At 64.5% G+C, this 26,537-nt stretch carries 29 protein-coding genes and 1 pseudogene; 14 read left to right on the top strand and 16 right to left on the bottom strand.

Features of this window, described 5'->3' with window-relative positions; genetic code table 11:
* Nucleotides 1-96 precede the first annotated feature (96 nt).
* The gene (locus M2S36_RS08955) at nucleotides 97-1,116 is read right to left on the bottom strand and encodes a Leu/Phe/Val dehydrogenase (RefSeq protein ID WP_207836396.1); all 1,020 of its coding nucleotides are present in this window, start codon (nucleotides 1,114-1,116) and stop codon (nucleotides 97-99) included.
* Nucleotides 1,117-1,240: 124 nt separating this feature from the next.
* On the opposite strand from M2S36_RS08955, the gene M2S36_RS08960 reads away from it, so the two are divergent.
* Nucleotides 1,241-2,047 (top strand): SirB1 family protein, encoded by an 807-nt coding sequence (locus tag M2S36_RS08960; RefSeq protein ID WP_333957015.1) that lies wholly within the window; start codon nucleotides 1,241-1,243, stop codon nucleotides 2,045-2,047.
* On the opposite strand, the gene maiA is transcribed toward M2S36_RS08960, so the two are convergent.
* The 3 genes from maiA to hmgA are packed head-to-tail and all read right to left on the bottom strand — an operon-like array spanning nucleotide 2,041 to nucleotide 5,282.
* Nucleotides 2,041-2,673, bottom strand: coding sequence for a maleylacetoacetate isomerase (maiA, locus tag M2S36_RS08965; RefSeq protein WP_207836406.1), 633 nt, complete (start codon nucleotides 2,671-2,673; stop codon nucleotides 2,041-2,043). The genes M2S36_RS08960 and maiA overlap by 7 nt on opposite strands.
* A 12-nt stretch (nucleotides 2,674-2,685) precedes the next feature.
* Nucleotides 2,686-3,978, bottom strand: a complete 1,293-nt coding sequence (fahA, locus tag M2S36_RS08970) for a fumarylacetoacetase (RefSeq protein WP_333957016.1) — start codon at nucleotides 3,976-3,978, stop codon at nucleotides 2,686-2,688.
* A gap of 2 nt (nucleotides 3,979-3,980) precedes the next feature.
* On the bottom strand, nucleotides 3,981-5,282 hold the full coding sequence (gene hmgA / locus M2S36_RS08975; RefSeq protein ID WP_063913375.1) for a homogentisate 1,2-dioxygenase: 1,302 nt from the start codon (nucleotides 5,280-5,282) through the stop codon (nucleotides 3,981-3,983).
* A 174-nt stretch (nucleotides 5,283-5,456) separates the two neighbouring features.
* Between hmgA and M2S36_RS08980 the strand changes: the two genes are divergently transcribed.
* Entirely contained in the window at nucleotides 5,457-6,239 is a 783-nt protein-coding gene (locus M2S36_RS08980) for an IclR family transcriptional regulator (RefSeq protein WP_063913376.1), read from the top strand.
* Nucleotides 6,240-6,591: 352 nt separating this feature from the next.
* Here M2S36_RS08980 and M2S36_RS08985 read toward each other — a convergent pair whose 3' ends face one another.
* The 4 genes from M2S36_RS08985 to M2S36_RS09000 form a co-directional block, all read right to left on the bottom strand.
* Nucleotides 6,592-7,506 carry an SDR family oxidoreductase gene (locus M2S36_RS08985; RefSeq protein ID WP_207836413.1) on the bottom strand — a complete coding sequence of 305 codons (915 nt, stop codon included), beginning with the start codon at nucleotides 7,504-7,506 and terminating at the stop codon, nucleotides 6,592-6,594.
* Nucleotides 7,507-7,646: 140 nt separating this feature from the next.
* A complete protein-coding gene (locus M2S36_RS08990) occupies nucleotides 7,647-8,552 on the bottom strand; it encodes an alpha/beta fold hydrolase (RefSeq protein WP_207836415.1) in 906 nt (301 codons plus the stop codon).
* A 176-nt stretch (nucleotides 8,553-8,728) separates the two neighbouring features.
* Complete coding sequence (locus M2S36_RS08995) at nucleotides 8,729-9,415, bottom strand: LrgB family protein (RefSeq protein ID WP_024087732.1); 687 nt, start codon at nucleotides 9,413-9,415, stop codon at nucleotides 8,729-8,731.
* A complete protein-coding gene (locus tag M2S36_RS09000; protein WP_207836417.1) occupies nucleotides 9,405-9,791 on the bottom strand; it encodes a CidA/LrgA family protein in 387 nt (128 codons plus the stop codon). The genes M2S36_RS08995 and M2S36_RS09000 overlap by 11 nt, the downstream gene beginning before the upstream one ends.
* Before the next feature lie 96 nt (nucleotides 9,792-9,887).
* Between M2S36_RS09000 and M2S36_RS09005 the strand changes: the two genes are divergently transcribed.
* A complete protein-coding gene (locus M2S36_RS09005) occupies nucleotides 9,888-10,784 on the top strand; it encodes a LysR family transcriptional regulator (RefSeq protein WP_207836419.1) in 897 nt (298 codons plus the stop codon).
* A 127-nt stretch (nucleotides 10,785-10,911) separates the two neighbouring features.
* On the opposite strand, the gene M2S36_RS09010 is transcribed toward M2S36_RS09005, so the two are convergent.
* A complete protein-coding gene (locus tag M2S36_RS09010; RefSeq protein WP_207836421.1) occupies nucleotides 10,912-11,367 on the bottom strand; it encodes a flavodoxin in 456 nt (151 codons plus the stop codon).
* A 127-nt stretch (nucleotides 11,368-11,494) separates the two neighbouring features.
* Between M2S36_RS09010 and M2S36_RS09015 the strand changes: the two genes are divergently transcribed.
* Both M2S36_RS09015 and M2S36_RS09020 read left to right on the top strand, forming a co-directional pair.
* On the top strand, nucleotides 11,495-11,923 hold the full coding sequence (locus M2S36_RS09015) for a PAS domain S-box protein (protein WP_207836446.1): 429 nt from the start codon (nucleotides 11,495-11,497) through the stop codon (nucleotides 11,921-11,923).
* A gap of 59 nt (nucleotides 11,924-11,982) precedes the next feature.
* On the top strand, nucleotides 11,983-12,600 hold the full coding sequence (locus M2S36_RS09020) for a hypothetical protein (protein WP_207836457.1): 618 nt from the start codon (nucleotides 11,983-11,985) through the stop codon (nucleotides 12,598-12,600).
* Here M2S36_RS09020 and M2S36_RS09025 read toward each other — a convergent pair.
* On the bottom strand, nucleotides 12,585-13,520 hold the full coding sequence (locus M2S36_RS09025; RefSeq protein WP_233687073.1) for a MerR family transcriptional regulator: 936 nt from the start codon (nucleotides 13,518-13,520) through the stop codon (nucleotides 12,585-12,587). The two genes, M2S36_RS09020 and M2S36_RS09025, sit on opposite strands and share 16 nt — an antisense overlap.
* Before the next feature lie 219 nt (nucleotides 13,521-13,739).
* Here M2S36_RS09025 and M2S36_RS09030 point away from each other — a divergent pair, with 219 nt between their 5' ends.
* The 4 genes from M2S36_RS09030 to M2S36_RS09045 are packed head-to-tail and all read left to right on the top strand — an operon-like array spanning nucleotide 13,740 to nucleotide 15,711.
* Nucleotides 13,740-14,300: an antibiotic biosynthesis monooxygenase gene (locus M2S36_RS09030; protein ID WP_087503172.1), complete on the top strand. Its 561-nt coding sequence runs from the start codon at nucleotides 13,740-13,742 to the stop codon at nucleotides 14,298-14,300.
* A 33-nt stretch (nucleotides 14,301-14,333) separates the two neighbouring features.
* Entirely contained in the window at nucleotides 14,334-15,071 is a 738-nt protein-coding gene (folM, locus tag M2S36_RS09035) for a dihydromonapterin reductase (protein ID WP_063913386.1), read from the top strand.
* Between the two features lie 9 nt (nucleotides 15,072-15,080).
* The gene (locus M2S36_RS09040; protein ID WP_003260708.1) at nucleotides 15,081-15,377 is read left to right on the top strand and encodes a DUF1244 domain-containing protein; all 297 of its coding nucleotides are present in this window, start codon (nucleotides 15,081-15,083) and stop codon (nucleotides 15,375-15,377) included.
* Nucleotides 15,370-15,711 (top strand): HopJ type III effector protein, encoded by a 342-nt coding sequence (locus M2S36_RS09045; RefSeq protein ID WP_207836460.1) that lies wholly within the window; start codon nucleotides 15,370-15,372, stop codon nucleotides 15,709-15,711. The genes M2S36_RS09040 and M2S36_RS09045 overlap by 8 nt, the downstream gene beginning before the upstream one ends.
* Before the next feature lie 44 nt (nucleotides 15,712-15,755).
* On the opposite strand, the gene M2S36_RS09050 is transcribed toward M2S36_RS09045, so the two are convergent.
* The 3 genes from M2S36_RS09050 to M2S36_RS09060 form a co-directional block, all read right to left on the bottom strand.
* Nucleotides 15,756-16,664: an alpha/beta hydrolase family protein gene (locus M2S36_RS09050; RefSeq protein WP_333957018.1), complete on the bottom strand. Its 909-nt coding sequence runs from the start codon at nucleotides 16,662-16,664 to the stop codon at nucleotides 15,756-15,758.
* A gap of 167 nt (nucleotides 16,665-16,831) precedes the next feature.
* On the bottom strand, nucleotides 16,832-18,043 hold the full coding sequence (gene fabV, locus M2S36_RS09055) for an enoyl-ACP reductase FabV (protein ID WP_087503177.1): 1,212 nt from the start codon (nucleotides 18,041-18,043) through the stop codon (nucleotides 16,832-16,834).
* 250 nt (nucleotides 18,044-18,293) lie between these two features.
* Nucleotides 18,294-19,154, bottom strand: coding sequence for a LysR substrate-binding domain-containing protein (locus M2S36_RS09060; protein WP_207836471.1), 861 nt, complete (start codon nucleotides 19,152-19,154; stop codon nucleotides 18,294-18,296).
* 135 nt (nucleotides 19,155-19,289) lie between these two features.
* Between M2S36_RS09060 and M2S36_RS09065 the strand changes: the two genes are divergently transcribed.
* The 4 genes and pseudogenes from M2S36_RS09065 to M2S36_RS09080 all read left to right on the top strand — a co-directional run bounded on the left by M2S36_RS09065 (nucleotide 19,290) and on the right by M2S36_RS09080 (nucleotide 23,410).
* Nucleotides 19,290-20,330: an agmatine deiminase family protein gene (locus tag M2S36_RS09065; protein ID WP_333957019.1), complete on the top strand. Its 1,041-nt coding sequence runs from the start codon at nucleotides 19,290-19,292 to the stop codon at nucleotides 20,328-20,330.
* The gene (gene aguB, locus M2S36_RS09070) at nucleotides 20,327-21,223 is read left to right on the top strand and encodes an N-carbamoylputrescine amidase (RefSeq protein WP_207836475.1); all 897 of its coding nucleotides are present in this window, start codon (nucleotides 20,327-20,329) and stop codon (nucleotides 21,221-21,223) included. The genes M2S36_RS09065 and aguB overlap by 4 nt, the downstream gene beginning before the upstream one ends.
* Nucleotides 21,224-21,225: 2 nt before the next feature.
* The gene (locus tag M2S36_RS09075) at nucleotides 21,226-22,311 is read left to right on the top strand and encodes an extracellular solute-binding protein (protein WP_333957021.1); all 1,086 of its coding nucleotides are present in this window, start codon (nucleotides 21,226-21,228) and stop codon (nucleotides 22,309-22,311) included.
* Nucleotides 22,312-22,314: 3 nt separating this feature from the next.
* Nucleotides 22,315-23,410, top strand: a pseudogene (locus tag M2S36_RS09080) (agmatine deiminase family protein).
* Nucleotides 23,411-23,465: 55 nt separating this feature from the next.
* Here the strand turns inward: M2S36_RS09080 and M2S36_RS09085 are convergent.
* Nucleotides 23,466-24,002, bottom strand: coding sequence for a cytochrome b/b6 domain-containing protein (locus M2S36_RS09085; RefSeq protein ID WP_233687076.1), 537 nt, complete (start codon nucleotides 24,000-24,002; stop codon nucleotides 23,466-23,468).
* Complete coding sequence (locus M2S36_RS09090) at nucleotides 23,999-24,265, bottom strand: PepSY domain-containing protein (RefSeq protein WP_063913395.1); 267 nt, start codon at nucleotides 24,263-24,265, stop codon at nucleotides 23,999-24,001. Before M2S36_RS09090 ends, M2S36_RS09085 begins: the two co-directional genes overlap by 4 nt.
* A 175-nt stretch (nucleotides 24,266-24,440) precedes the next feature.
* Between M2S36_RS09090 and M2S36_RS09095 the strand changes: the two genes are divergently transcribed.
* Nucleotides 24,441-25,619 (top strand): acetyl-CoA C-acetyltransferase, encoded by a 1,179-nt coding sequence (locus tag M2S36_RS09095; RefSeq protein WP_333957022.1) that lies wholly within the window; start codon nucleotides 24,441-24,443, stop codon nucleotides 25,617-25,619.
* A gap of 63 nt (nucleotides 25,620-25,682) precedes the next feature.
* Here M2S36_RS09095 and M2S36_RS09100 read toward each other — a convergent pair whose 3' ends face one another.
* On the bottom strand, nucleotides 25,683-26,402 hold the full coding sequence (locus M2S36_RS09100; RefSeq protein WP_207836495.1) for an SDR family NAD(P)-dependent oxidoreductase: 720 nt from the start codon (nucleotides 26,400-26,402) through the stop codon (nucleotides 25,683-25,685).
* Nucleotides 26,403-26,537 lie beyond the last annotated feature (135 nt).

Below are 26,537 nucleotides of genomic sequence, written 5' to 3' on the forward strand. Positions count from 1 at the left end.
CCGCTCCCACAGAGTCCCTGCTAATTCAATGAGTTATGTGCAACTCCATGAGAGCGGGCGTGCCCGCGAAGAGGCCAGCAAAGCCGATATCAACCTTCAGCCGTAGAGCAACCGCTCCGCCAGCATCTGCGCCACCCGTGCCGGCGAGCGCTTCTCTGCCTGCGCATGGCCAAACACTTCGGTCAGCCGCGAAGGTATCCGCGCCAGGTGCGCAGTGATGGTGCCCAGGTCTTCGCCACGATGCTTGAGCGCCACATAGATCAACCCACCGGCATTGATCACGTAGTCGGGTGCATACAGTATCCCGCGCGACTCCAGCTGGTCGGCTACCTGCAAGGTGGTCAACTGGTTGTTCGCCGCCCCCGCCACTGCCGCGCAACGCAACTGCATCACGCTCTGCCCGTTCAACACCGGCCCCACGCCGCAAGGGGCAAAGATGTCGCAAGGGGTGCTGATCAACGCATCGTTGGTCACCGGATGGGCATTGAACTGCTCCACCGCCAGCCGCACCCGCCCAGGGTCCAGATCACTCACCAGCAGGTCCGCACCCGCCGCATGCAGTTGCTCCGCCAGCGCATAACCGACATTGCCCAGCCCTTGCACCGCCACCCGCAGCCCTTGCAGGTCATCACTGCCAAGGCGGAACGAAGTGGTCGCACGAATGCCGGCAAAAACCCCCATCGCCGCATGCGGTGAGGGGTCACCCGAGGCCGTGGTGCTGGTCACATGCGGAGTACTCTGGGCAATGCAGTCCATGTCCAGGGTCGAGGTGCCACTGTCCACGGCGATGATGAAGCGCCCTTGCAAGGTGTCGATGAAGCGGCCAAAGGCCTCGAACAGCGCAGCACGGTTTTCCACATGCGGGTTGCGCATGATCACCGCCTTGCCGCCCCCCAGTGGCAGGCCGGCCAGCGCCGCCTTGTAGCTCATGCCCTGGGCCAGGCGAATGGCGTCGGTCATGGCGCTTTCATCATCGGCGTAAGGCAGGTAGCGGCAGCCGCCCATGGCCGGCCCCAGCTGCTCGCTGTGGATCACCACCACGGCCTTCAGGCCGGTGGGCGGGTGGGTGAACAAGTGCAACGACTGGGTACGGGTGCTTTGCATCAGCGCGAACATCGACAGGCTCCCCTACGAGGTGCTCCTTCCAGTATAGGCACGGCCCTTGGGCTGGCGCCGCCGCCGGACCACTGGACGAAACCGCGCGCCGCGGCTAATACTCAAGCGTGTGTGGAGAAGCCCCATGAAGCCACGTCAAGCCTGCCTGGCCTGCCTGGAACGCGAGCCCGTCGCCCTGCTGGAAGCCGCATTGTGGATTGCCGCCGAGCACGACCCCAGCGTCGAGCCCGCGGCCAGCCTTGCCAAGCTGCATGACCTGCAGCGCGAGATCAGCGCCAACCTGCCGATGCTGCCGCTGTGCGAACTGGCCCAGCCACTGCTGCGCCAACTCACGGCCCTGGGCTTCCAGCAGGATGAATACCACCCGCTGCGCCCGCATGCCGCGATGATGGACAAGGTGCTGCAGCGCCGCCGTGGCCAACCGCTGACCCTGGCCATCCTCGCCCTGGAACTGGCCTGGCGCCTCTCCATCCCCCTTGAGGGCGTCGGCTTCCCCGGCCATTTCCTGCTGCGCGTACCAGGTGCCGATCACCTGCTCGACCCCTGTGGTGGCCGGCGCCTGTACCCTAACGATTGCCGTGAGCTGCTGGCGCGCCAGTTCGGCCCGCAGGTAGCGCTGACTGCCGAGCACATGCGCAGCGCCAGCCCGCAGCAGATGCTGCAACGCCTTTCGCGCAACCTGCGCCACTTGCACATGAGCAACGACGACCACCTGGCGGCGCTGATCGATGCCGAGCGAGTCATGCAACTGGGGCCGGTACAGGTCAGCGACTACGTGACCCGTGCCTCGCTCTACCAGCACCTGGATTGCCCGCAGGCCGAGCGCTTCGACCTGGAGCATGCGTTACTGCTGACGGAAGACCCGGTCCAGCGCCTGAAGCTGTCCGAACGTATCGGTAAGCTTCCGGCGGCGAACCGTTCCATTCACTGAGCCGGGCTGTCCGGCTGCTGTGCGGGGTGGGCCTGGGCGAACGCCGGGTGACCGGCCGCCAGGGCGGCAACCCGCAGGATGCGCGGGAAGCTGTCGAGGTCGATGTTGAAGCGTTCGGCCGCGTACAACTGCGGGATCAGGTAGACATCCGCCAGGCCCGGCTCATCACCGAAGCAGAAGCCGTGATCGCCAATCAGTTGCTCCACTGCCGCCAGCCCCTGGCTGATCCAGTGGCCGATCCACTGGTTGACCTGGCTCTCGTCCTGGCCGGCCTGACGCAGCCGGTTGAGCACGCTGACGTTGTGCAATGGATGGATGTCGCAGCCGATGATCGCCGCCACGCCCCGCACCTTGGCGCGCGCCTCGGCCGTGGCAGGCAGCAGCGCGGGCTGTGGATAAACCTCTTCCAGGTACTCGATGATTGCCGGCGACTGCACCAGCAGCTCACCGCCGTCAGTGCGCAAGGCCGGCACGCGGCCCTGCGGGTTGACGGCGACATAGCCTGCACCACGCTGCTCACCCTGCAGCAGGTTGACCGGCAGGGACTGGTAGGCCAGCCCCTTCAGTGCCAGGGCAATGCGCACCCGGTAGGACGAGGTGGAACGGTAATAGGTGTACAGCTCCATGCCCCTGCCTCCTCAGTTGGCCGCGATGACCGTGCCACGGCATTCGCCGAAGCCGATGCTGACCACACCATCACGCGCACAGCGGGCACGCAGGATGATCTCGTCGCCGTCTTCGAGGAACTTGCGCACCTCGCCGCTGGCCAGCTCCACCGGGTGCTTGCCGCCTTCGGTGATCTCCAGCAGGCTGCCGAACGAACCTGGCGTGGCGCCCGACAGCGTGCCCGAACCGAACAGGTCGCCCGGTTGCAGCTGGCAGCCGTTGACGCTGTGGTGCGCGACCAACTGCGCCACGGTCCAGTACATGCTGCGGGTGTTGCTCAAGGTCAGGCGGTGCGGGGCAAGGCCCTGCTCGCGCATGCGCTCGGTCAGCAGCAGCACCTCCAGCTCGATATCGTATGCACCGGCGGCCTGGTCGCGCTTGTCCAGCAGATACGACAGTGGCTGCGGGTCGCCTTCCGGGCGTGCCGGCTGGGCACAGCGGAACGGCTCCAGCGCTTCGGCGGTGACCACCCAGGGCGAGACGGTGGTGATGAAACTCTTGGACAGGAACGGGCCCAGCGGCTGGTATTCCCAGGCCTGGATATCGCGCGCCGACCAGTCGTTGAGCAGGCACAGGCCGGCCACGTGCTCGGCGGCATCGCCTACCGGAATCGCCTGGCCCATGTCATTGCCCTGACCGATCCAGATGCCCAGTTCCAGTTCATAGTCCAGGCGCGCGCAGGGCCCGAAGCTCGGCTCGGTGTGCCCGGCCGGCAGGGTCTGGCCCTTGGGCCGGCGTACATCGGTGCCGGACGGGCGAATGGTCGAGGCACGGCCGTGATAACCGATCGGCACGTACTTGTAGTTGGGCAGCAGCGGGTTGTCGGGGCGGAACAGCTTGCCCACGTTCTTGGCGTGCTCGATGCCCACGTAGAAGTCGGTGTAGTCACCGATCTGCGCCGGTACATGCAGCTGGCAAGCGCTGGCCGGATACAGTGCAGCCTGCAGCGCCGCCTGGTGTTCGCTGTGCTCGCCCAGCAGCACCAGCAGGCGCTCGCGCAGGGCAACGCGGGCACCGCGGCCGAGGGCGAAGAATGCGTTCAACGCCCCACCACGGGTGGCCTCGACGGCGGCCTTGGCGGCACCGTCGAACAGGCCGGCGGCCAGCACCGCCTCCAGGTCGAGGATCGCGTCGCCGATGGCCACGCCACAGCGCCTGGCTTCACCCGGCCGGCTGAAGATGCCCAACGGCAGGTTCTGCAGCGGGAAGTCGCTGTGCCCGTTGGCGTGCTCGACCCAGCTACGGGCAATGGCGGTCTGGTTCATGGTTATCTCCGGTTCGGGTTGAAGGTGCTCGGCAAGGTGGCCCAGCAACTATCGTAGTCGGCCTGCAACTGCGGGCATTCAAGGGCTTGCAGGCTCGGGCGCAGCACTTGGCTGGTCTCGAACATGAAGGCCATGGTGTTGTCGATCTTGTGCGGCGCCAGGTCGGCGGCAATAGCCTTTTCGCAGGTTTCGGCGTCGGGGCCATGGGCGCTCATCACCCCGTGCAGCGAGGCACCGCCCGGCACGAAGCCCTCGGCCTTGGCGTCGTAGGCACCGTTGATCAGGCCCATGAACTCGTTCATCAGGTTGCGGTGGAACCATGGTGGACGGAAGGTGTTTTCGGCCACCATCCAGCGTGGCGGGAAGATCACGAAGTCCATGTTGGCCAGGCCATGCACGCTGGTCGGCGAGGTCAGCACGGTGAAGATCGACGGGTCCGGGTGGTCGAAGCTGACCGTGCCGATGGTGTTGAAGCGGCGCAGGTCGTACTTGTACGGCACGTTGCTGCCGTGCCAGGCGACCACGTCCAGTGGCGAGTGCTGCAGTTCGCAGGCCCAGTGTTCGCCAAGAAACTTCTGCACCAGTTGCACCGGGCCATCGGCCTCTTCGTAGTGCGCCACCGGGGTGAGGAAGTCGCGCGGGTTGGCCAGACCGTTGCTGCCGATCGGGCCCAGGTCCGGGATGCGTAGCGGCGCGCCGTGGTTTTCGGCAATGTAGCCACGGGCCTGGCCGTCGAGCAGTTCGACGCGGAACTTCATGCCACGCGGGATCACCGCAATTTCCAGCGGCTCGACCTCCATCACCCCCAGTTCGGTGGCGATGCGCAGGCGGCCCTGTTCCGGCACCAGCAGCAGTTCACCGTCGGCGTTGAAGAACACCCGTTCCATTGAGCGGTTGGCGCGGTAGATGTAGATGCTAACGCCGGCCGGTTTTTGCGCGGCGGCGTTGGCCACCATGGGCAGCCAGCCTTCGATGAAGTCGGTAGGCTCGGCGGGGATCGGCTGAGGGTTCCAGCGCAGGCGGTTGGGGGTGATGGCCCCAAGCGGGCCGGTCAGCGGCTGGCGCGCCAGGCGCTCGAAACGCGGGTGCAAGGCAGACGGGCGAATACGGTACAGCCAGGTGCGGCGCAGCTCGCTGCGGGTCATGGTGAACGCCGTGCCCGAGAGCAACTCGGCATACAGCCCATAGGGCGCCTTCTGCGGCGAATTCTGCCCGACCGGCAAGGCCCCCGGCAGCGCTTCGCTGGCAAACTCGTTGCCGAAGCCGCTGAGGTAGTGAAGGTCGGGTGACGTATCGCGATTCATCGATGCCTCCGGGCTCTGGCCGAGCCGTTGCTGGCAGCTGGCTGCTGGCCCGGGGCGGGGTGGCAGCGCGTCTGCATTGTTTTTATCGTAATCAGATTACGAATAACGTAATTTGCTACGGACAATGCGTCAAGCTATAAAGGCGCGACTCGAAGAATCCGGAAGAAGATGTCCATGGCCAAAGCCAGCTCCCCCGCCGACAACGGCAAGCAGAAAGTCCGCTCGGCGGAGGTCGGCACCGACATCCTCAAGGCCCTTGCCGAGCTCTCTCCGTCCACCTCCCTGTCGCGCCTGGCAGAACATGTGCAGATGCCGGCGAGCAAGGTGCACCGTTACCTGCAGGCATTGATCGCCAGCGGTTTTGCCGAGCAGGATGCGGCCACCAACCATTACGGCCTGGGGCGCGAGGCACTGCGGGTAGGGCTGGCGGCGCTGGGCAGCATCGATGTGCTGAAGATTGCCGCGCTGCCATTGTCGCAACTGCGCGATGAACTGAACGAAAGCTGCTTCGTTGCCGTATGGGGCAACCAGGGCGCGACAGTGGTCAGCATCGAGCCGGCAGTGCGCGCGGTCACCGTGGTAACGCAGATCGGCTCGGTACTGCCGCTGCTCACGTCGTCTACCGGGCTGGTGTTCGCCGCCTACCTGCCCGAGCGCGAGACCGTGGAGTTGCGTGACCGGGAACTGGCCGCCCTGCAGCACAGCGCCGCCGACTACCAGGCGGTACTGGCGGGCATTCGTGAACGTGGCCTGCACCATGTACACGGGCTGTTGATGCCGGGCGTGGATGCGCTGTCGGCACCGGTGTTCAATGCCATGGGGCAGATCGCTGCGGTGATGACCGTGGTCGGGCCTACGTCGATCTTCCATGCCGACGAGCATGGCCCGGCGGCGCAACGGCTGCTGGCGGCAGCGCGGGAAACCAGCTGGCGCATGGGCTATTCGCCCGCAGGTTGAGCGCCTGCGGCACTATTGCCCGATACGTAAAGGTGAATGTCATAAGCGGCTATTTTTCCTACAGGATCAGGCGCTTATTCTTAACTCACTGGCCGGCATGAAGGGCTCTCCCCCCCGCCTTTCAGGCCTGCGAGGTTCACCGACGTAGATTTTGAAGCTCCTTGATCTGACGTCTCGATTGGCCGCTGCGGCTTGCAGCGGCCTTTTTTATCTGCCCTGAAAAATTCTTCGCCCGTGCTGGCCTCTTCGCGGGTAAACCCGCTCCCACAGAGATATCACTACCCCAGAGGCTTGTGGTGTACCTGTGGGAGCGGGTTTACCCGCGAAGAGGCCAGCACAGGTAGTACAAAGCTCAGCCCAGCGGATACTTCTGCAAGTTCGCCATCATCTGCTGCAACGCCTGCAAGCTGTCCTGAGGGTGCACCGCCCCGTCGAAGTCGCCAATCCGTGCCCAGTTCTCCGCCACCTGCTCCGGGGTAAAGCCTTCACGCGGATCGAAGCCTACCCCCAAGCTGCGCTCCCACCGCACCTTGCCCACCCAGCCGCCGCCCACTTCGAACAGCTCACCGCTGCCCTGGCACTGTTCGCTGCCCAGGTACACCACCAGTGGGCTGACCAGCTCAGGCTTGAGCCGCTCGAACACCTGGGGCGGGATCAGCCCTTCGGTCATGCGGGTGCCACCCGTGGGAGCGATGGCATTGACCAGGATGCCATGCTTGCGCCCTTCGATTGCCAAAGTACGCGTCAGCCCATACAGGCCCAGCTTGGCCATGCCGTAGTTGGCCTGGCCGAAGTTGCCGTAGATGCCGGACGTGGAAGCGGTGAAGATCACCCGCCCCCAGTTCTGCTCGCGCATGTGCGGCCAGGCGGCGCGGGTGACCTTGTAAGCCCCCTCGACATGCACCTGGTAGACCTGCTCCCAGTCGCTGTCCTCCATCTTGTGGAAGGTCTTGTCACGCAGGATGCCGGCATTGTTCACCAGCACATCGACCCGGCCGAAGCTGTCCAGGGCCTGCTCGACAATACGCGCGCCGTGGCTGACCGAATCATGGTTGGCAATGGCATGGCCACCGGCTGCACGAATCTCCTCTACCACCCGGTCGGCGGCGGAGGCGCTGGCACCTTCACCATGGGTGGAGCCGCCGAGGTCGTTGACCACTACCCGGGCGCCACGCGCAGCAAACAGCAGCGCATGGGCGCGGCCCAGGCCGCCGCCGGCTCCGGTGACGATCACCACGCGATCTTGCAGACGGACAGGCTCGCTCATGCTCATGGCTCCAGGCAGATTCAGGTCAGCCGAGTGTCCGCCGCCAGCGGCGGGTGAACAATCAAGCTCACGCAGGCTGAATGCCTGGCAATAACGCAGCGCGATGGTTATGGGGCCGGCTTGCCGGCGATGAGGCCCTGTCAGTACCACGCCACTTTCTGCTGGTGATAGCTCGGCGGTTGTTCACGAAAGGCCAGGTAATGGCGCAGCACCTGCACCGGCGCTTCGGTATGCGGGTAATGGCCGATGCCCTGCAACTGTACGGTGTCCGGCTCCGGCACCAGTTGCCGGTAGCGCTCCACCATGTGCGCGCCGGACAGCGGGTCGACCATGCCATTGATGAAGCGCAGCGGCACGCCTTCATGCTGCATCGCGCCAACCCAGCGGTCGCGGTGCAACCTGCGCTCCGGCACGTATCCCACCAGCTTGTGCAGGATGCGCGTGCCACGGTTGGCGGTGATCAGGCTCCAGAAGTCATCCAGCACGCTTTCACTGGGGTGGGAGCAAGGGCCGTAGACCTGGGTCACGTTGCGCACCAGGTCGTCGCGCCCGAACGAGCGCCCTACCAGCCAGCCCAGGCGGCTGAGCAGCAGCTTCTGGATCAGCAGCATGCGGCAGCTTTCGGGGAACAGCCCGCTGTTGAGGAACGCGCAGCTGGCAATACTGGCGCGCTGTTCATGATGCCGCGCCAGCAGTTCCTGGGCCACACTGCCGCCGTAATCGTGGGCCAGCAGATGCACCGGCTGGTCGACCCTAAGCTCGGCGAGCAAGGCCTGCTGCAAGTCGGCCTGCTCCATCAGGCTGTAGACGTGATCGACCGGTTTGGCCGAATCGCCAAAGCCAAGCATGTCGCAGGCGATAACCCGGAAGCGCTGGGCCAGAGGCCCCCACAGGTAGTGCCAATCCCAACTGGCGGTGGGGAAACCGTGCAACAGAAGCAGGGGCTCTCCTTGCCCTGCGGTCCAGTAGCGGATGCTCTGGCCCCGGAAATCGAAACTCTGTCCCCGGGTACGCCAGACGCACAATGGAATTTCGGCCATAGGCATCAGAACGGTCCCGGTGAAGTGGTGTTGGCGGAATAGAGCAAGGCTGCGGTCATTGCATGTCACCTCGGCACTTACATGTGCTCTCTATGTCGAGGCTGAGTCTAGCCAGCAGCCCATGGGCTGGAACTTGCGTTGCCAGCCAGCTTGATGACTTGGCGAGTCAGTGGCACGAACGGTCAGAGCAGCATGGCCAGCAGCGGTGCCGCGAACAGGTTGAGCAGCCCGGTCAGGACCATGACCAGGCCGGCCACCGAGCCTTCCTCGCGGCCCACCTCCTGTGCCCGGCTGACCCCGGCGCCATGGGCGCCGACACCAAACAGCGCGCCCCGTGCCAGCGGCGTGCGCAACGGCAACCAGCGCAGCAGCACGCCGCCGAACATGGCACCCAGCACACCAGTGAACATCACGAACACCGCCGTCAGTTCCGGTACGCCACCCAGGTCATGGGCCAATGGCATGGCAAAGGGCGTGGTGATCGAACGCGGCACCAGCGACAGGCTGGTCGCACTGTCCAGCGCCAACATATGAGCCAACCCCCAGGAACTGGCGATCGAAGCACTGCTGCCAGCGACCATGCCCACCATCAGTGCCGGCCAGTGGCGCGCCAGCATGGCCCGTTGCTGCCAGATCGGCACCGCGAAGGCCACGGTCACCGGGCCAAGCACACTCATCAGCCAGTGGGTGTTGCGGGCGTACTCGGCATAGGCGGTGTGCAGCGGCACGGCCACCGCCAGCAACAGTACCGGCACGAGGATCAGCGGCGACAGCAGGTAGCGCCCGCTGCGCCGGTACAACCAGCGGCTGCCCAGGTAGGCCAGCAAGGTCAGGGCCAGCCAGAACAGCGGCATGGGTTCAAGGCTCATGGCGCAACCTCCAGCGGCACACCAGTTCCACGGTCAACGCGGTCACCACCATTACCATCAGGGTGCTCACGGCGATCACCAGCAAGATGCGCCAGCCCTCGGCACGGATCAGGGCGCCGTAATCGAGCAGGCTCATCAGCGCCGGGATGAAGAACAACAGCATCTCAGCCATCAGCCAGCCGGCGCCCAGTTGCAGCATGGCCGGCTTGAGCACACCCGAGGCGAACAGCAACAGCAGCAGTGCCAGGCCCATCACGCCGCCGGGAATCGGCCAGCCCAGCCAGGTGGCAAGCTGGCCGCCGAGCAGGAACAGGGCACAGAGGATCGCCAGCTCGACAAGCAGGCGCAGGGCTTTTTTCAATAACGCAGGTTTCATGGGGGGATCCTCGACAGGCCCTCATTTTAAGATTCGGCTGCCTAGGCCAGAAGCGAATTGTTAGACTGAACACCATTCCAGAATGGAATTGCGATCATGGAATTCAAACAGCTGCGCAGCTTTATCGAAGTGGTCCACCGCGGCGGTTTCACCCAGGCGGCGCAGACCCTGCACATCAGCCAGTCGGCAGTGAGCAAACAGGTGGCCCAGCTGGAGCAAGATGTGGGCCAGCCGCTGCTGGAGCGCCAGGCCTCGCAGCTACACCTGACCGCTGCCGGACGCATTGTGCTGGAGCGAGGCGAAGCCTTGCTGCGCCAACGTCAGGCGCTGCTCAGCGAACTGGACGACCTCAGCCAGATGGGCCGCGGCGAACTGCGCCTGGGCTTGCCGATGCTGGGCAGCGACGCACTGTTTGCCGGGTTGTTCGCCGAGTATCGGCGGCGTCACCCGAACATCGCGATCCAGTTGCTCGAAGGCGGCAGCCGCAACATCGAACAGGCGGTCAGGAGTGGCGAACTGGAACTGGGTGGTAGCCTGACGCCCAGTGACGAGGCGTTCGACTACCAGCCGTTCTGCAACGAACCGCTGGACGCCCTGCTGCCGGTCGGCCACGCGCTGGCGGGCGAGGACAGGGTGGACCTGCAGCAGCTGGCCGATACCCCGTTCCTGCTTTACCAGCGCAGCTTCGTGCTCAATGACCGATTGCTGAAGGCGTGCCAGCAGCAGGGTTTCACCCCGAAAGAAGGCGGGCGCAGTGGCCAGGCGGACTTCCTCGCGGCGCTGGTGGCGGCGGGCCAGGGCGTGGTGTTGCTGCCCCGTGTGGTGGCGAAAGCGCTGGAACGCCCCGGGGTGGTGCGTTTGCCGCTGCGCTCGCCAGAGGATTTGCGTTGGGATATCGCGTTCATCTGGCGGCGTGGGGCGTACCTGTCACGGGCGGCGCAGGCGTGGTTGGCGTTGGTGAACGAGTGGCCGGTGCTCGACAGCAAGGAATGAGTTGCCCTTGCTGGCCTCTTCGCGGGTAAAACCGCTCCCACAGAAACACCACAGCCGCTGAAATCTGTGCAGTACCTGTGGGAGCGGGTTCACCCGCGAAGCGGCCGGTACAGGCGAAAAATAACCGTCAGGCTTTAAGTGTACTCACCAACTCAGCCAACCAAGGCTCTGCATCCGCCTCCGGGGTCACCGTCTCGCTGGCATCCAGGCGCAGCATCGGTTGCACTTCCCGCACGCCCAGTTCGGCGAACAGCTCGCGCATCTGCTCGCCACCACCACAATAGGTATCGCCATAGCTGGAGTCGCCCAGCGCAATCACCGCACCCGGCAGGCCACGCCAGGCCGCGGGCAGGGTATCGCGAATGCTGCTGTACAACGGCATGAGGTTGTCCGGCAGCTCGCCCATGCCTGTGGTCGAGGTCACAGCCAGCAAGGCATCGGGGGCAAAACCTTCAAGGTCCTGCAAGGTAGCGCGCGCCGCATGCCAGGCCTCCAGGCCCGCAGCCTTGAGCAGCGTTTCAGCGTGACGGGCGACTTCTTCGGCGGTGCCGTAGACCGATCCGGAAATAATGGCGACTTTCATCGGGTAGAGGATTCCGAAACTGAGTGAAAACGTAGGATACTAGCATCCGGCGCTGGCAAAAGGCCGCCTCTACCAAAGTCACCATCCTCAGCCTGCTTCGCACCCTTGTTTACTCAATGGCCCGAACATGATCAACGCGCAACTGCTGCAATCCATGGTCGATGCGTCCAATGACGGCATCGTGGTCGCCGAACAGGAAGGCGACGACACCATCCTCATCTACGTGAACGCCGCCTTCGAACGCCTGACCGGCTACAGCCGTGACGAAATCCTCTACCAGGATTGCCGCTTCCTGCAGGCCGACGACCGTGACCAGCTTGGCCGCGCCCGCATCCGCAAGGCCCTGGCCGAAGGCCGCCCGTGCCGCGAAGTGCTGCGCAACTACCGAAAGGATGGCAGCGCCTTCTGGAACGAGCTGTCGATCACCCCGGTAAGGCACGACGCTGAACAGCGCACCTACTTCATCGGTATCCAGAAAGACGTCACTCGCCAGGTCGAACTGGAGCGGGAACTGGCCGAACTGCGCGTTCGTCCGAAACCCGACGAACGCGCCTGAACCAAGTACGTCACGCACGGTCAATTCCGTTGAAGAAATCGCCACCACCGAGTTCGATCATGCAAGCAGAAGCGCTCCTGACCCAGGACGAACTGGATTTCATACAGAACATGCAGCATTCGCCACAGTTGAACCTGGCTGACCCCATGTCGAGCCTGCTGGTCAATGGCGACCGCCGCATTCAGAGCTTGCTCACCCGCCTGGTGGCCAACGAGCAGGTAACCTTGCAGGCCCAGTTCAACAACCAGCAGATCAGCTTCCCGCTGCAACTGGTGGAGGACGAGTTCCACGCCCTGCACCTGCAACTGGGCTCACCGGAAATCTACGAGGACGGCCCCATGCTGCGCCCCTGGCGCCTGTCGATGGAGCAGCCGAGTGCACTGCTCGATACCCATGGGCAGGAAAGCGGCCTGTGGGTTCGCGATATCTCGTTCAAGGGTACATTGCTGGAAGTCCGTGGCCTGCCAGCGGCACCAGCCCGCTTCGAACTGCGCTTTGCCCCTGGCGGCATCCCTCCCATCGAACTGCATGGCGTGCTGGGCCGGCGCATCGGCCAGGACCTGGCCGCCTACGACCTTAGCCAAAGCCCCACCGAAGAGATCGAACGCCTGCGCGACTATATCCTCCAGGCCCATCGCCGCGCCCACCCCGAGCTTCACACTCAGGTATCGAGCTGACCGGCCAGAAACTGCCGCAAACGCTGGCGCATCACGCCGCCCTGCGCGCCCAGGCAGGCGATCGGGCTGCCAGCCAGGCTGTCCTGTGCCAGTTCCGCCGCTTCACCCGCCAGTAACAACGGGCACTCCAGCCCTGCCACCAGGCGCGTCAGGCGCCGGGTGAGTTCCATCGTGGGCGACTGGTGGGAAAACAGCACCAGGGCATCCGGCTTCAAGCGCTCGCAGACCAGTGCCAGTTCCGCCAGCGGCTGCCCGCTCGCCAGTGGCGTCACGCCAACTTCATCGCTGCCCAGAGTCAGGCTGGTCACCAGCAATTCCAGCTCGTGGCACTGCCCCGGCAACGGCGCCAGCAGCACCCTGCGGCTGCGCGGTGCACGGGCAAGTTGCAAGCGGGCTAACACCCGGCCACGCAGGAACTGATCGAGGAACAACCACTCGCTGACCTGCCCGTAGCCACCTTTCCCGACCGCCAGGTCATGCCATACCGGCATGAACACTTCGCTGAATACCTGGTCCAGGGTGCAGGCGGCAAACACCTCGTCGAACAGGCGGTCCAGGCCGGCCACGTCAAAACATTGCAGCGCCTGGCGAATCTGCTGCTGCCAGCGCACCCAGGTGTCCGTCGCGCCACCTGCCTGCCCGGCCAGGGCATGGCCGCGCGCGAGGATGCTGGCGACCTTGCTCACCGCCACACCACGCTCCAGCCAGCCAAGGATGCGGCGGATGTCATCGATGTCGGCCTGGGAATACAGGCGGTGGCCACTGTCGGTGCGAGTTGGCTGGATCAGGCCATGGCGGCGCTCCCAGGCACGCAAGGTCACGGCGTTGACGCCGGTCAGGCGGGAAACTTCACGGATCGGAAACAGGTCCTGCTGCGCGAGGCCCGCATCGATTACCGGACTACGTCCCTGTTCGTTCATCTGCACGGGGTACCCTGTGTGCGCAAGTTGAACACCTAGTTTACTACGACAATACCAGACGCTGGGCCGCGACCGTTTGCCAGCTGACAGTTACCGAGCATCGCACATGGGCGATAATCCGCGCCCGATTCTTGCATGTATGCCTGCGTCGCCCAACACCCCGGGCCACGCAGCCAAAGGGGCCGGTTACCCGCCAGCCCCGTTGCCAGGAGATACACGATGTCTACCCCACCCGTCACCCTGATGGTGTCGCGCCGCGCCGCCCATGGCCGCTACCAGGACCTGCTGGCCTGGCTGCATGAAGGCGAACAGCTGGCCACCGACTTCCCCGGCTACCTTGGCTCGGGCATCCTCGCGCCACCCCGCGATAGCGACGAGTTCCAGATCATCTTCCGCTTCAGCGACGAACCGACCCTGCATGCCTGGGAGCATTCCGCCTCGCGCCGAGCCTGGTTGCAACGCGGCAACGGCCTGTTCGAACGCCCCAAAGAGGCGCGCGTGAGCGGCATCGACGACTGGTTTGGCACCAATATGGTGCAAAAACCGCCGCGTTGGAAGCAGGCCGTGGCCATCTGGCTGGCCTTCTTCCCGGTTTCACTGGTGTTCAACCTGGTGTTCGGCCACTGGCTGGCAGCACTGGACCTGGTGCCTCGGGTACTGCTCAGCACCCTGGGCCTGACACCGGTGATGGTCTACCTGTTCATCCCCCTGTCCACCCGCCTGCTGGCCGGCTGGCTGCATGCCTCCCCGGCCACTGCTGGCGCCCTGCGCAGCCGCTGAGGCCAGGCCGTACACGCGGTAGACAGTTCGGGTATGCTGGGCGGCAACCAAAGGACAGACAAGTTGACCGCCCCGAACATGAACAGCCCCATTCTCGTTACCGGAGCCAGCCAGCGCGTCGGGCTGGCCCTGGCCCTTGAACTGGCACAGGCCGGCCATACGGTGGTCAGTGCCAGCCGCAGCGTCCAGCCACAGGCGGCCCACCCGAACATCGTGCAGTTCCAGGCCGACCTGTGCCAGGCGGCCGACCGCCAGGCCCTGATCGACTACCTGCACAACCATTACGACGGCCTGCGCGCCATCATCCACAACGCCTCGCTGTGGCTCGACGATGGCCTCGACAACCTCGAGACCATGTTCCGCCTGCACGTCGAAGCGCCCTACCACCTCAACCTGGCCCTGGGCGACCTGCTGGCCAAGGTGGAAAAGGCCGACATCATCCACATTTGCGACGAAACCTCATCGCGCGGCAGCAAAAGCCACATCGGCTATGCCGCGACCAAGGCCGCGTTGCAGAACATGGTGCTGTCGTTCGCCGAAAAATATGCGCCCAAGGTGCATGTGAACGGTATCCTGCCCGGGCTGCTGATCCTCAAGGAAGGGGGTGACGAAGCCTACCGCCAGCAAACCCTGAAAAAGGCCCTGCTGGAGTTCGAACCCGGCGCCGGCCCGCTGATCGAAACGGTCAAGTACCTGCTCGCCAGCCAGTACAGCACCGGCAGCCAGGTGGTCATCAACGGTGGCCGCCACCTGAAGAACCGCATGACCTGAGAGAAGCCCATGACCCCACAGCAACAGCTCGAACTCGAGGCCGCCGCGTTCCGGCGCCTGGTCGAACACCTGCAAAAGCGCACCGACGTGCAGAATATCGACCTGATGAACCTGTCCGGCTTCTGCCGCAACTGCCTGTCCAAGTGGTACAAGGCCGCGGCTGACGAGCGCCAGCTCGACCTGAGCCTGGATGACGCCCGCGAAGCGGTGTACGGCATGCCCTACGCCGAGTGGAAAGCCCAATACCAGAAAGAAGCCAGCGCCGACCAACAGGCGGCGTTCGAAAAAGGAAAACCCCGTGACTGACCTGAACACCCTGCGCGCCAGCCTGGCCAGCGGCCAACACGTGTTTGCCGACACCCTGGCGTTCATTGCCGACAACTACAACTACCAGCCTCAGGCCTTCGACAATGGCGGCGTGGCGAATGCGGCCGGGCAGAACGAAGGTTCCTGCAAGACCCTGGGGCTGGCGCTGCTGGAAGGGCTGAGTGACCAGGAAGCACTGCTGGCCTTTGGCGAACACTACCGTGACGTGGTGGCCACGCCCGAGGGCAGCGACCATGGCAATATCCGCGCGCTGATCAAGCATGGGCTGGCGGGCGTCAAGTTTGCCGAGCTGCCGCTTGCGCGCAAGGCTTGAGATAGCCGGGGCCGCTTTGCGGCCCCAGATTTTCCACCCCACCATCAATCCATGATGGTTCCCGGCACCCCACCCGCCAACCCACCCTGCTGCAACCACTGCAAGGCCACCGGCCACAGGCTTTCGCGAAACCGGTCATGGAAAAACGCGAAATGGCCAATTTCATCGACCGAGATATCCACAGGCGCAATGCGCAGGTGCTGGCGTTCGCCGCCCTGCAGATAACCCAGCAAACGCTCGGTCGCCGCCACGGTACCAAAGGGGTCATCGGTCAGGCTGATGGCCAGCGTTGCCGCCCGCACCTGGGCGAACGGTAGTGCCTCCAGCGCACGCCCGCTGGGTCGGTGCTCATAGCGTGGGGTACGGGTGGTCCAGTCGTGCACCACGCCGGATGGCGTGTCCTCCAGCCAACCCAGGCGCTTGCCGGGAAAATAACCGAACACCCGGGTGAGCAGCGGCATGACCACATGCCACTTGCCGAACAGTTGCCAGCGCTGGTCGGCCGCGTAATCGCGCCAGTAGGCGAATTGCGCGCCGACCATCACCACCCGGCGTACCTTGCTCGCCGACGGTGCCAGCCCCACTGCGCAGCCGCCAAAACTGTGCCCCACCACGTCCACCGGCTGGCCGGGGAAATGTTCTGCGGCGTGCACCAGCATGGCTTCGAAATCCAGCCGGCCCCAGTCGCTCCAGGAAGCCTGGAAGCCGCGCAGCGAGGCCGGCCGGGATTCGCCGATGCCACGGTAGTCGTAGGTCAGCACATCGCAACCCTGGGCGAACAGGTAGTCGGCGAAACGCGAGTAGTAGCGGCAGCGTACCGAGGTGGCAGCGTTGATGATCACCAGCGGGCGCTGGGGGTCAGGTCGGGCGTGGCGCCAGCGGAAGCCGCCGAGGCTGTAACCGTCGGCTGCGGTGTGGCGAAAGGCAGTGGCGGGCTGGGTGAGGCTGCTCATGGCACATTCCCTGTTGTCGTGCGCCAAAGCTAGCAAAGATTTTATAGCCTGTACCGGCCTCTTCGCGGGTAAACCCGCTCCCACAGGTTCCCCACTCCCTTCAGGCTTGGTGAGATGCCTGTGGGAGCGGGTTTACCCGCGAAGAGGCCGGTACAGGCTAAAGCCGATTACAGCTCGATGCAGTCGAACTTCACATCGGTAGCCACGTCTTCGTCGTAGTTGACGTCAGCGCGCTCGAAGCCGAACAGGTTGAGGAACTGCTTCTTGTAACCGGCATAGTCGGTCAGCTCGAACAGGTTCTCGGTGGTCACCTGTGGCCACAGGGCCTTGCAGGCATCCTGCACGTCATCACGCAGTTCCCAGTCGTCCAGGCGCAGGCGGCCTTTCTCGTCGACCTCGGCCGGCGCGCCGTCGGCACGGTACATGCGGTCACGGTACATGCGGTCCAGCTGGTCCTGGGTGCCTTCGTGAACACCCTTCTCCTGCATAATCTTGAACACCATCGACAGGTACAGCGGCATCACCGGGATGGCCGAGCTGGCCTGGGTAACCACCGACTTCAGCACCGCCACGTTGGCGCCGCCCTTGATTTCGCCGGCCAGTTTCTTGTCCAGGCGCAGGGCGGTTTCGTCCAGGTCCTGCTTGGCCTGGCCCAGCGCACCGTGCCAGTAGATCGGCCAGGTGATTTCGGTACCGATGTAGCTGAAGGCCACGGTGCGGGCGCCTTCGGCCAGCACGTTGGCGCCAGCCAGGGCGTCGATCCACAGCTGCCAGTCCTGGCCACCCATGACGGTGACGGTGTCGGCGATTTCCTGCTCGGTAGCCGGCTCGATGCTGGCCTCGATGATGGTGTCCTTGTTGGTGTCGATGGCGGTCGACTTGTACGGCTGGCCGATCGGTTTCAGGGCCGAACGCACCAGTTCACCGGTCTGCGGCAGCTTGCGCACCGGCGAGGCCAGCGAGTAGATGACCAGGTCGACCTTGCCGCCCATTTCGTTCTTGATCAGCTCGATGACCTTGGCGCGGGCTTCGTCGGAGAAGGCGTCACCATTGATCGACTTGCTGTACAGGCCTTCGGCCTTGGCGAACTTGTCGAAGGCGGCAGCGTTGTACCAGCCAGCGGTGCCGGCCTTGGTCTCGGTGCCTGGCTTTTCGAAGAACACGCCCAGGGTGTCGGCCTTGAAGCCGAACGCCGCGGTGATGCGGGCTGCCAGGCCGTAGCCGCTGGAAGCACCGATGACCAGGACCTTCTTCGGGCCATCCTCGCGCACGCCCAGCTTGCGGGTGGCTTCGATCTGGTCACGGACGTTGAGCTCGCAGCCCTTCGGGTGAGTCGTGGTGCAGATGAAACCGCGGACCTTAGGATGAATGATGGCCAATGTCTGTACCTCGTCAGGTTTATGCCGGGGGAAGCGCCGCCATGGGCGATTCCGATTGATCAGAGGGTGAGACTACCCCCGCAGGTTATCCGACACATATTACGGGGTGATCTTGGGGATGCAAAACCGAGGTTTTCCTTCGCCGTCCTCTTCGCGGCTGACCCGCTCCCACAGGAACCGCGCAAATCCTGAGGGCTGCGCAATACCTGTGGGAGCGGGTTCACCCGCGAAGAGGCCGGCACTGGCAACATCAATCTGACAAGAGAGCCTCTTTCAGCCACTCCAGGAATTGCCGGGCCAACGGATCATCCTGGCTATCCCGATGCACCAGGCAAGCCCACGCCGGCCCACGCACGCGCTGCGCCGACAACGCCTGCAAACGCCCCTCCTCCACCGCCCGCCGCGCCAGCAACTGGCTGACCAGGGCCACCCCCAACCCCTCGCTCGCCGCATCCAGCAGCAGCCCGGGGTCGGAAAAGTTCAGCCCCTTGCCCTGCTGCCCCACGTCCTCGCCCCCCTCCAGCTGCCAGTGGCTCCAGTCCATCTCGCGCTCGCCATGCAAGGTGGTGCGCCGCGACATCGGCGTTTGCAGCAATGCCGGGTGGCAGGCCGGGTACAGCTGGTCCTGGTGCAGCACGCTGAAGCTGCACTCGGCCTGGGCACTGAGGTCGTCGCGGATGGCCAGGTCGATGGTCTCGGTCGCCATCTCCGGCACTTCGAAACTGGTGAACAACCACAAGTCGACATCCGGGCAGCGCTGATGAAAGTCGGCCAGCCGCGGCAGCAGCCAGTGCCTGGCAAAGGCCGGGCTGGTGTTGACCACCAGCTGGTTGGGCTTGCGGTACTGGTCGAGCCGGCGAATGCCAACGGCCAGGTGCTGCAGCAGCGATTGCGTGGTGCTGAGCAGGTCGTGCCCGGCGTCGGTCAGGCTCACGCTTCGGCCACTGCGGTGGAACAGCGGCTGCTCAAGGTAGGTTTCCAGGCTGCGAATCTGCTGGCTGATGGCCGACTGGGTCAGGTTCAGTGCTTCGGCGGCCTTGTGAAAGCTGCCCAGCCGCGCAGCGGCCTCGAAGCCGCGCAAGGCATTCAGGGGTGGCCAGTGTTTGAGCATGTTTGATAAGCCCTGCTGATCAGATGTGCGCTAAATCTATCGTTTGTCGTCGGCCAGGCCTAGCCATAGCATGGACCTCAACACCCGCGACGGCGGGCTTCGTTGATAAAAATCCTTAATAGATCGGAGTTCACTATGCACCTGTCCCTCGACAGCGGCTGGCGCATGCCCGCCGAATGGGCCCGCCACGCTGCAACCTGGATGGCCTGGCCGCACAACCAGGCCCTGTGGGAAAGCGGCTGGCACGTGCACCTGGCCGACGTACAGCAGGACTACGCCCGGGTCGCGGCGGCCATCGCCCGCTTCGAGCCAGTGAAGATGGTGGTCGACCCTTCGGCCTTGCAAAGCGCCCGCGCCCTCTGCGGCGCCAATATCGAGCTGGTCGAAATGACCGTGGACGACAGCTGGTGCCGGGACAGCGGCCCGAGCTTCATCTGCCACCCACAGCATGGCCTGGCCGGTTTGAGCTGGCGCTTCAACGCCTGGGGTGGCAAGTCTCGACACGGCCAGGACCGCAGCCTTGGCCGGCGCATCCTCGACCACCTGGGCCTGGACGGTTTCAGCACATCGCTGTGCAACGAAGGCGGGGCGATTCATGTGGACGGCGAAGGCACTCTGATCACCACCGAGTCGGTGCTGCTCAACCCCAACCGCAACCCTGGTGTGAGCAAGGCCGAGTTCGAGGCCTGCTTCGCCCGCTACCTGGGCATCCGCAAGACCATCTGGCTACCAGGCGACCCACAGTACATCACCGGCGACATGACCGACGGCCACATCGACGGCGTATGCGCCTTCGCCCGCCCTGGCGTGCTGCTGGTCGACGCCATCCATGACCAGCACTCGGTGTACGCCGAAGTGGTGCGGGAAAACCGCCGCGCCCTGGAACTGGCCACCGACGCCCAAGGCCGGCACTTCGAACTGCTCGATCTGTATGAAGCCAGCGCCGCCGTCGACCAGGACGCCGAGGTATTCTGCGCCTCGTACACCAACTTCTACATTGCCAACGGCGCGATCATCATGCCGGCCTATGGCATCGCCGCCGACCAGGAAGCCGCCGCGCAACTGGCCCACGCCTTCCCGGGGCGGGAGATCGTACCGGTGCGCATCGACCACATTGCCCATGGCGGTGGCGGCATTCATTGCATCACCCAGCAACAGCCCGAGGTGCAGCCATGAACCTGCTGCGCGTCGCCACCACCCAGATGCCGTGCAGCTGGGACCTGCCCGGCAACCTCGACCGCGCCGAACAACTGGTACGCCAGGCCGCCGCCGAAGGCGCCCAGGTGATCCTGCTGCAGGAACTGTTCGCCACCCCGTACTTCTGCATCGAACAAGACCACCAGCACCAGGCCCTCGCCCAGCCCTACCCCGCCAGCCCGATCCTGCAGCGCTTCGCCGCACTGGCCGGCGAGCTGGGCGTGGTGCTGCCGCTGAGCTGGTATGAGCGCGCAGGCAATGCTTTCTTCAACTCGTTGACCGTGGCCGATGCCGACGGCCGCCTGCTTGGCGTATACCGCAAGACCCACATCCCCAACGCCATCGGCTACCAGGAGAAAGAATACTTCAGCCCCGGCGACACCGGCTTCAAGGTCTGGGACACCGCCTTTGGCCGCCTGGGCATCGGTATCTGCTGGGACCAGTGGTTCCCCGAGACCGCCCGCTGCCTGGCACTGATGGGCGCCGAAGTGCTGCTGTTCCCCACCGCCATCGGCTCCGAGCCCGGCTGTGCCGACCTGGACTCGCGCGACCACTGGCAGGTAGCCATGCGCGGCCATGCCGCCGCCAACCTGCTGCCGGTGGTAGCGGCCAACCGCGTGGGCGAGGAGGTCGCCGCCAGCGATGCCGGGTTGGCCATGCGCTTCTACGGCTCGTCGTTCATCTGCGACCACAAGGGCGCCATGCTTGCCGAAGCCGACCGCGACAGCAGCGGCATCTGGCTGCACGACCTGGATCTGGCCGGCATGCGGGAAGACCGCCTGAGCTGGGGCATCTACCGCGATCGCCGCCCGGAAATGTACGCCACGCTGCTGACCCTGGACGGCCGCCTCCCACACACCCTGAGGGCCTGAGCATGAAACGCCACACTCTAGCTGCATTGGCGCTGGCCGTCTGCGCCTGCCAGGCCCAGGCCGAGCAGCCCGTGCTGCACCTGTACAACTGGGCCGACTATTTTGCCGAGGACACCCTCAAGCAGTTCACAGCCGAAACCGGCATCCAGGTAATCTACGATGTGATGGACGGCAGCGAAGTGCTCGAGGCCAAGCTGATGTCCGGGCGCAGTGGCTACGACCTGGTCTTCCCCGGCGATACCGTCGCCGAGCGCCTGATGCGCGCCGGCAGCCTGCAGCCACTGGACCACAGCCGCCTGGAGGCCCTTGACGACATCGAGCCCGGGCTGCGCCAGCTGCACGCCCGGTACCCCAGGGCCAGCCAGGCGACCGTGCCCTACACCTGGGGCACCATCGGTCTGACGGTGAATACCGACAAAGTCCGCCAGCGCATGCCCGATGCGCCGCTGGACAACCTCGACCTGCTGTTCAAGCCGGAGCTGGCCGCCAGGTTCGCCGACTGCGGCATTTCGGTCATCGACTCGCCCGACGAAGTGCTGGCAGTGGTCCTCAACTACCTGGGCCGCGAGCCACGCAGTGCCAAGCGCGAAGATCTGGCTGCAGCCAGTGAACTGCTCAAGGCGATTCGCCCGTACGTACGCAAATTCCAGTCGCAACCAGTGACCGAACTGGTCAACGAGAACCTGTGCCTGTCACTGGGCTACAGCGGTGATGTGATCCAGGCGCAGCGTACCGCCGAGGCCGCGGGCAAGCATCTCGATTTCCAGTACCGCGTGCCGCGCCAGGGCACCACAGTGTGGATGGATACCATGGCCATCCCGACCGATGCCAAGCACCCGGAATACGCCTATCGTTTCATCAATTTCGTCATGCGCCCGGCGAACATGGCGGCCATCAGCAACTTCACCGGCTACCCCACCGCCAGCGCCAAGGCACGCCAGGCGGTGGACCCGCGCATGCGCGACAACCCCGATATCTACCTCGACCAAGCCACTTATGCCCGGCTGATCCCGGGCCGCGATATCCCACAGGCCGACATGCGCGCACGCATGCGCGTGTGGACACGTTTCAAGACTGCACAGGACTGAGCCATGCCAAGCCGTAGAACCTTCCTGCAACTGTCGCTGGTCGCCAGCCTCGGCCTGCCGCTGGGCCTGGCCCGTGCCGAAGAACCCGGGCGCTGGTTCATGCCGGACGAAGGCGAGCCGCAGCAGCGCGTTCATCGCCTTTGGTGCCCAGGATGCGATCTGGGAGGATTTCACCGCCGATGTACAGGCCGCCCTCGGTCGCATCGCCCAGGCCATCGCGCGCTATCAGCCGGTGACAGTGTTCTGCCGGGCCAGCGAGCGCAAGCTGGCCGAGCAGCACTGTGGCAGCCATCGCACACGTTTCGTCGAGTGCGAGCTGGACGACATCTGGATGCGCGACATCGGCGCCAACTTCGTCGTCGATGATGGCGGAGCCCTGGCGGCGGTAGACTTCAACTTCAATGGCTGGGGCAACAAGCAGCGTCACAGCAACGATGCCCAGTTGGCCAGACGCGTCACCACGCTGGCCGGCGCCCGCTACCAGCGCAGCGCCCTGGTGGGTGAAGGCGGCGCCATCGAAGTGGACGGCCACGGCACCGGCATCATGACCGAGAGCAGCTGGGTCAATGCCAACCGCAACAAAGGCTGGAGCAAGGCGCAGGTCGAGGCAGAGCTCAAGGAGCGCCTGGGGCTGAGCAAGATCATCTGGCTACCGGGCATCGCCAGCCAGGACATCACCGACGGGCACGTGGACTTCTATGCCCGCTTCGTGAGGCCAGGGGTGGTGATTGCCAACCTGGATAACGACCCGGACTCGTATGACTACGCCGTGACGCGCCAGCACCTGGAGATCCTCAAACGGGCCACCGATGCCGAGGGCCGCAAGTTGCAGGTGCATGTCGTGTCGCCGCCGCTGCACGGGCGGCGTAACAGGTTCAGCAAAGGCAATGACGACTTTGCCGCGGGGTACATCAATTACTTCGTGCTCAATGGCGCGATCATTGCGCCACAGTTTGGCGATGGGGCGGCGGACGAGAAAGCGCGGGGGCTGCTGACGGCGTTGTATCCGGGGCGGGATATCGTGCAGCTGGATATCGATGCCATTGCTGCCGGGGGTGGGGGGATTCACTGTGTGACCCATCAGTGCCCGGCGGTGTAGCAGATGCTGCCTGTGCTGGCCTCTCGCGGGCAAGCCCGCGAAGAGGCCGGCACTGTCAATCGCGGGGCTGCCGACGGCGCCCGGTGATCATCGACCACGGCAGGTTTTCCCGCATGCGCACGCTCTCGTAGATAGCGCCCAGCACATGCACGCAAACCAGCACCAGCACCGCGTTGGCCAACCAGCTGTGCAGGTCCAACGGCCAGTCGACACCAAACAGCGCGTCCACCTCCTGTGAGGCCCACCCGGTCAGGCCCAGACCGGCGATGCCGGTCATCATCAGCACCATCACCAGGGCGCCAATCGGCGAATGCCCCATGTGATGGTCAAGCTCCCCATGCAGCAGCGCCCGGGCATGCCCGACCAGGCTTGCCGGGGTTGGCCAGAAGTCGGCCCAGCGCGCGCTGCGTGGCCCGACAAAACCCCAGATCACACGCACCACAACAACGGCCAGTGCGTAATAGCCCAACCATTGGTGCCAGTCTTCTCCCGCTTCGTTGAAGAAGTAGTTGGCGAAAAACACCACGGCCATCGACAAGTGGCACAGCCGCAGTAGGGGATCCCACAGCTGCACCGTGCCGTCGCTGTTCACTCGTGGTACTCGCTCTTGACTGCCTTGCCAGTCACTGGGTCATGGTAGATCTCGACCTTCTTGCCATCCTTGTCGAAACCATAGATCTCGTAACAGTTGCCCTTGGTGACTTTGAACTTGTTGATCTTGTAGCCCTGCTCCTTGAGCTGCGCCTGGAATTTTTCCTGATCCTGCCAGGTGCTTTTGTCGGCGGTGGTGCATTCGGTGGCGGCGAATACTGTGCTGCTGCCAATCAAAAGGGTCAGCGCGATCAATGTACGCATGGGCGTGAACTCCATCCAGATGAATGTAGTAGCGCATCCCTTAGCATAGTTCTGCACGCCGCTTTACGCTCATTCATTTGCTTTGCACATCAATCGCAAAGAAAAACAAACTTAACAAATGAGCCAAAGCCACCGATGCTTGAGGCATTACGCCCATCGCACGGAGAACAACAACATGAACGACGTGGTCATCGTCGCTGCAACCCGTACCGCCATCGGCAGCTTCCAGGGCGCCTTGGCCACTGTGCCTGCAGTAGACCTCGGTGCCGCCGTGATCAAGCGCCTGCTGGAGCAGACCGGTCTGGCCCCGGCGCAGGTCGACGAAGTCATCCTCGGCCAGGTGCTTACCGCCGGCGCCGGGCAGAACCCGGCACGCCAGGCTGCGATCAAGGCCGGCCTGCCCTTCAGCGTACCGGCACTGACCCTGAACAAGGTCTGCGGCTCGGGCCTCAAGGCGCTACACCTGGCCGCTCAGGCCATCCGCTGCGGTGACGCCGAGGTGGTAATCGCCGGCGGCCAGGAGAACATGAGCCTTGCCCCCTACGTAATGCCCTCGGCCCGCACCGGCCAGCGCATGGGCCATGGCCAGCTGATCGACAGCATGATCACCGACGGCCTGTGGGATGCCTTCAACGACTATCACATGGGTATCACCGCCGAAAACCTGGTGGACCAGTACGGCCTCAGCCGGGAGCAGCAGGACGCCTTCGCCGCCGAGTCTCAGCGCAAGGCGGTGGCCGCGATAGAGGCCGGCCGCTTCGATGATGAAATCACCCCGATCGTGCTGCCGCAGAAAAAGGGAGAACCCAAAGTCTTCGCGCGGGACGAGCAGCCGCGTCCGGATACCACTGCCGAATCCCTGGGCAAACTGCGCCCGGCGTTCAAGAAGGACGGCAGCGTTACCGCCGGCAACGCCTCAAGCCTGAATGACGGCGCCGCCGCCGTGCTGCTGATGAGCGCCGCCAAGGCCAAGGCCTTGGGCCTGCCGGTGCTGGCCAGGATCGCGGCCTATGCCAGTGCCGGCGTAGACCCGGCGATCATGGGCATTGGCCCGGTTTCGGCCACCCAGCGCTGCCTGGACAAGGCCGGATGGCAACTGGCCCAGCTAGACCTGATCGAAGCCAACGAAGCCTTTGCCGCGCAGGCGTTGGCCGTGGGCAAGGCGCTGGAATGGGATGCCGCGCGGGTCAACGTGAATGGCGGGGCGATTGCCCTCGGCCACCCGATTGGTGCGTCCGGGTGCCGGGTGCTGGTGACCCTGCTGCACGAGATGATCAAGCGCGATGCCAGGAAAGGCCTGGCGACACTGTGCATTGGTGGCGGCCAAGGGGTAGCCTTGGCAATCGAGCGGTGATCTCGGATTGATATGAGCAGGCCCGCGAAGAGGCCGGGCCTGCTTACTGAGTAACCTCAGGCTTCAGAACCGCTCATCGGCAATAGCCGGTAGGGTCAGTTCGCGCACATAGCTCGCCGCCGACAACTCCAGCAGCGTGCGCACCATCAGCACCACGTCATGCAGCGGTATCAGCCCCCCTTCCCCACGCGCTGCAGCCTCGGCCAACGGCACATCCAGGCCATCCTCGGTATTCAGGTAGCCCAGGTTCAGGCACGTCACCCCAAGCCCCTGCCCGCGATAACCTTCACGCAATGCCTCGGCGATGCCGCGCAGGGCGAATTTGGAGGCGGCGAAAGTCACTTCAGGGCGACCACTCTGGGGCAGGCCCGAGGTGGAACCGGTAAGGATGATCCGTGGTTTTCCGCTTTCGAGCAGCAACGGCAGCAAGCGCTTGATCAGCAGGATGGTCGCGGTGATGTTGCAATCGACCATGCGCTGCAATTCCACATCACGATCATCGAGGAAGCTGTAGTGCGCCTCGAAGGCCTCCGCTTCCCACAGGCCGAGGTTATAAATGAGCGTATCCACGCCACCCTCGGCCAGCACGCGGAAAATTGCCTCGACGGCGGCGACCGGCTGGCCGAGATCGGCCTCGATCCACTGGGCCTGGACATCCTTGCCAACGCTCACTGCCGCTGGTTTGTTGCGCGACACACCAATCAAGGTGTCGCCCGGTTTACCCAAGCCTTCCATGAACGCCTTGCCCAGGCCCTTGCTGGCGCCGACTACCAGAACTCGCATCGCATCACTTCCTGTCGATTTGATTGAAGTCGGCATTCTAGGAGTTTGTAGTGCCTGTGTCGGCCTCTTCGCGGGTGAACCCGCTCCCACAGGCGCACCACTGCATTCAAGATGTGCACGGTCCCTGTGGGAGCG

The sequence above is a fragment of the Pseudomonas sp. SF2 genome (assembly GCF_036858055.1).
GTDB lineage: Bacteria > Pseudomonadota > Gammaproteobacteria > Pseudomonadales > Pseudomonadaceae > Aquipseudomonas.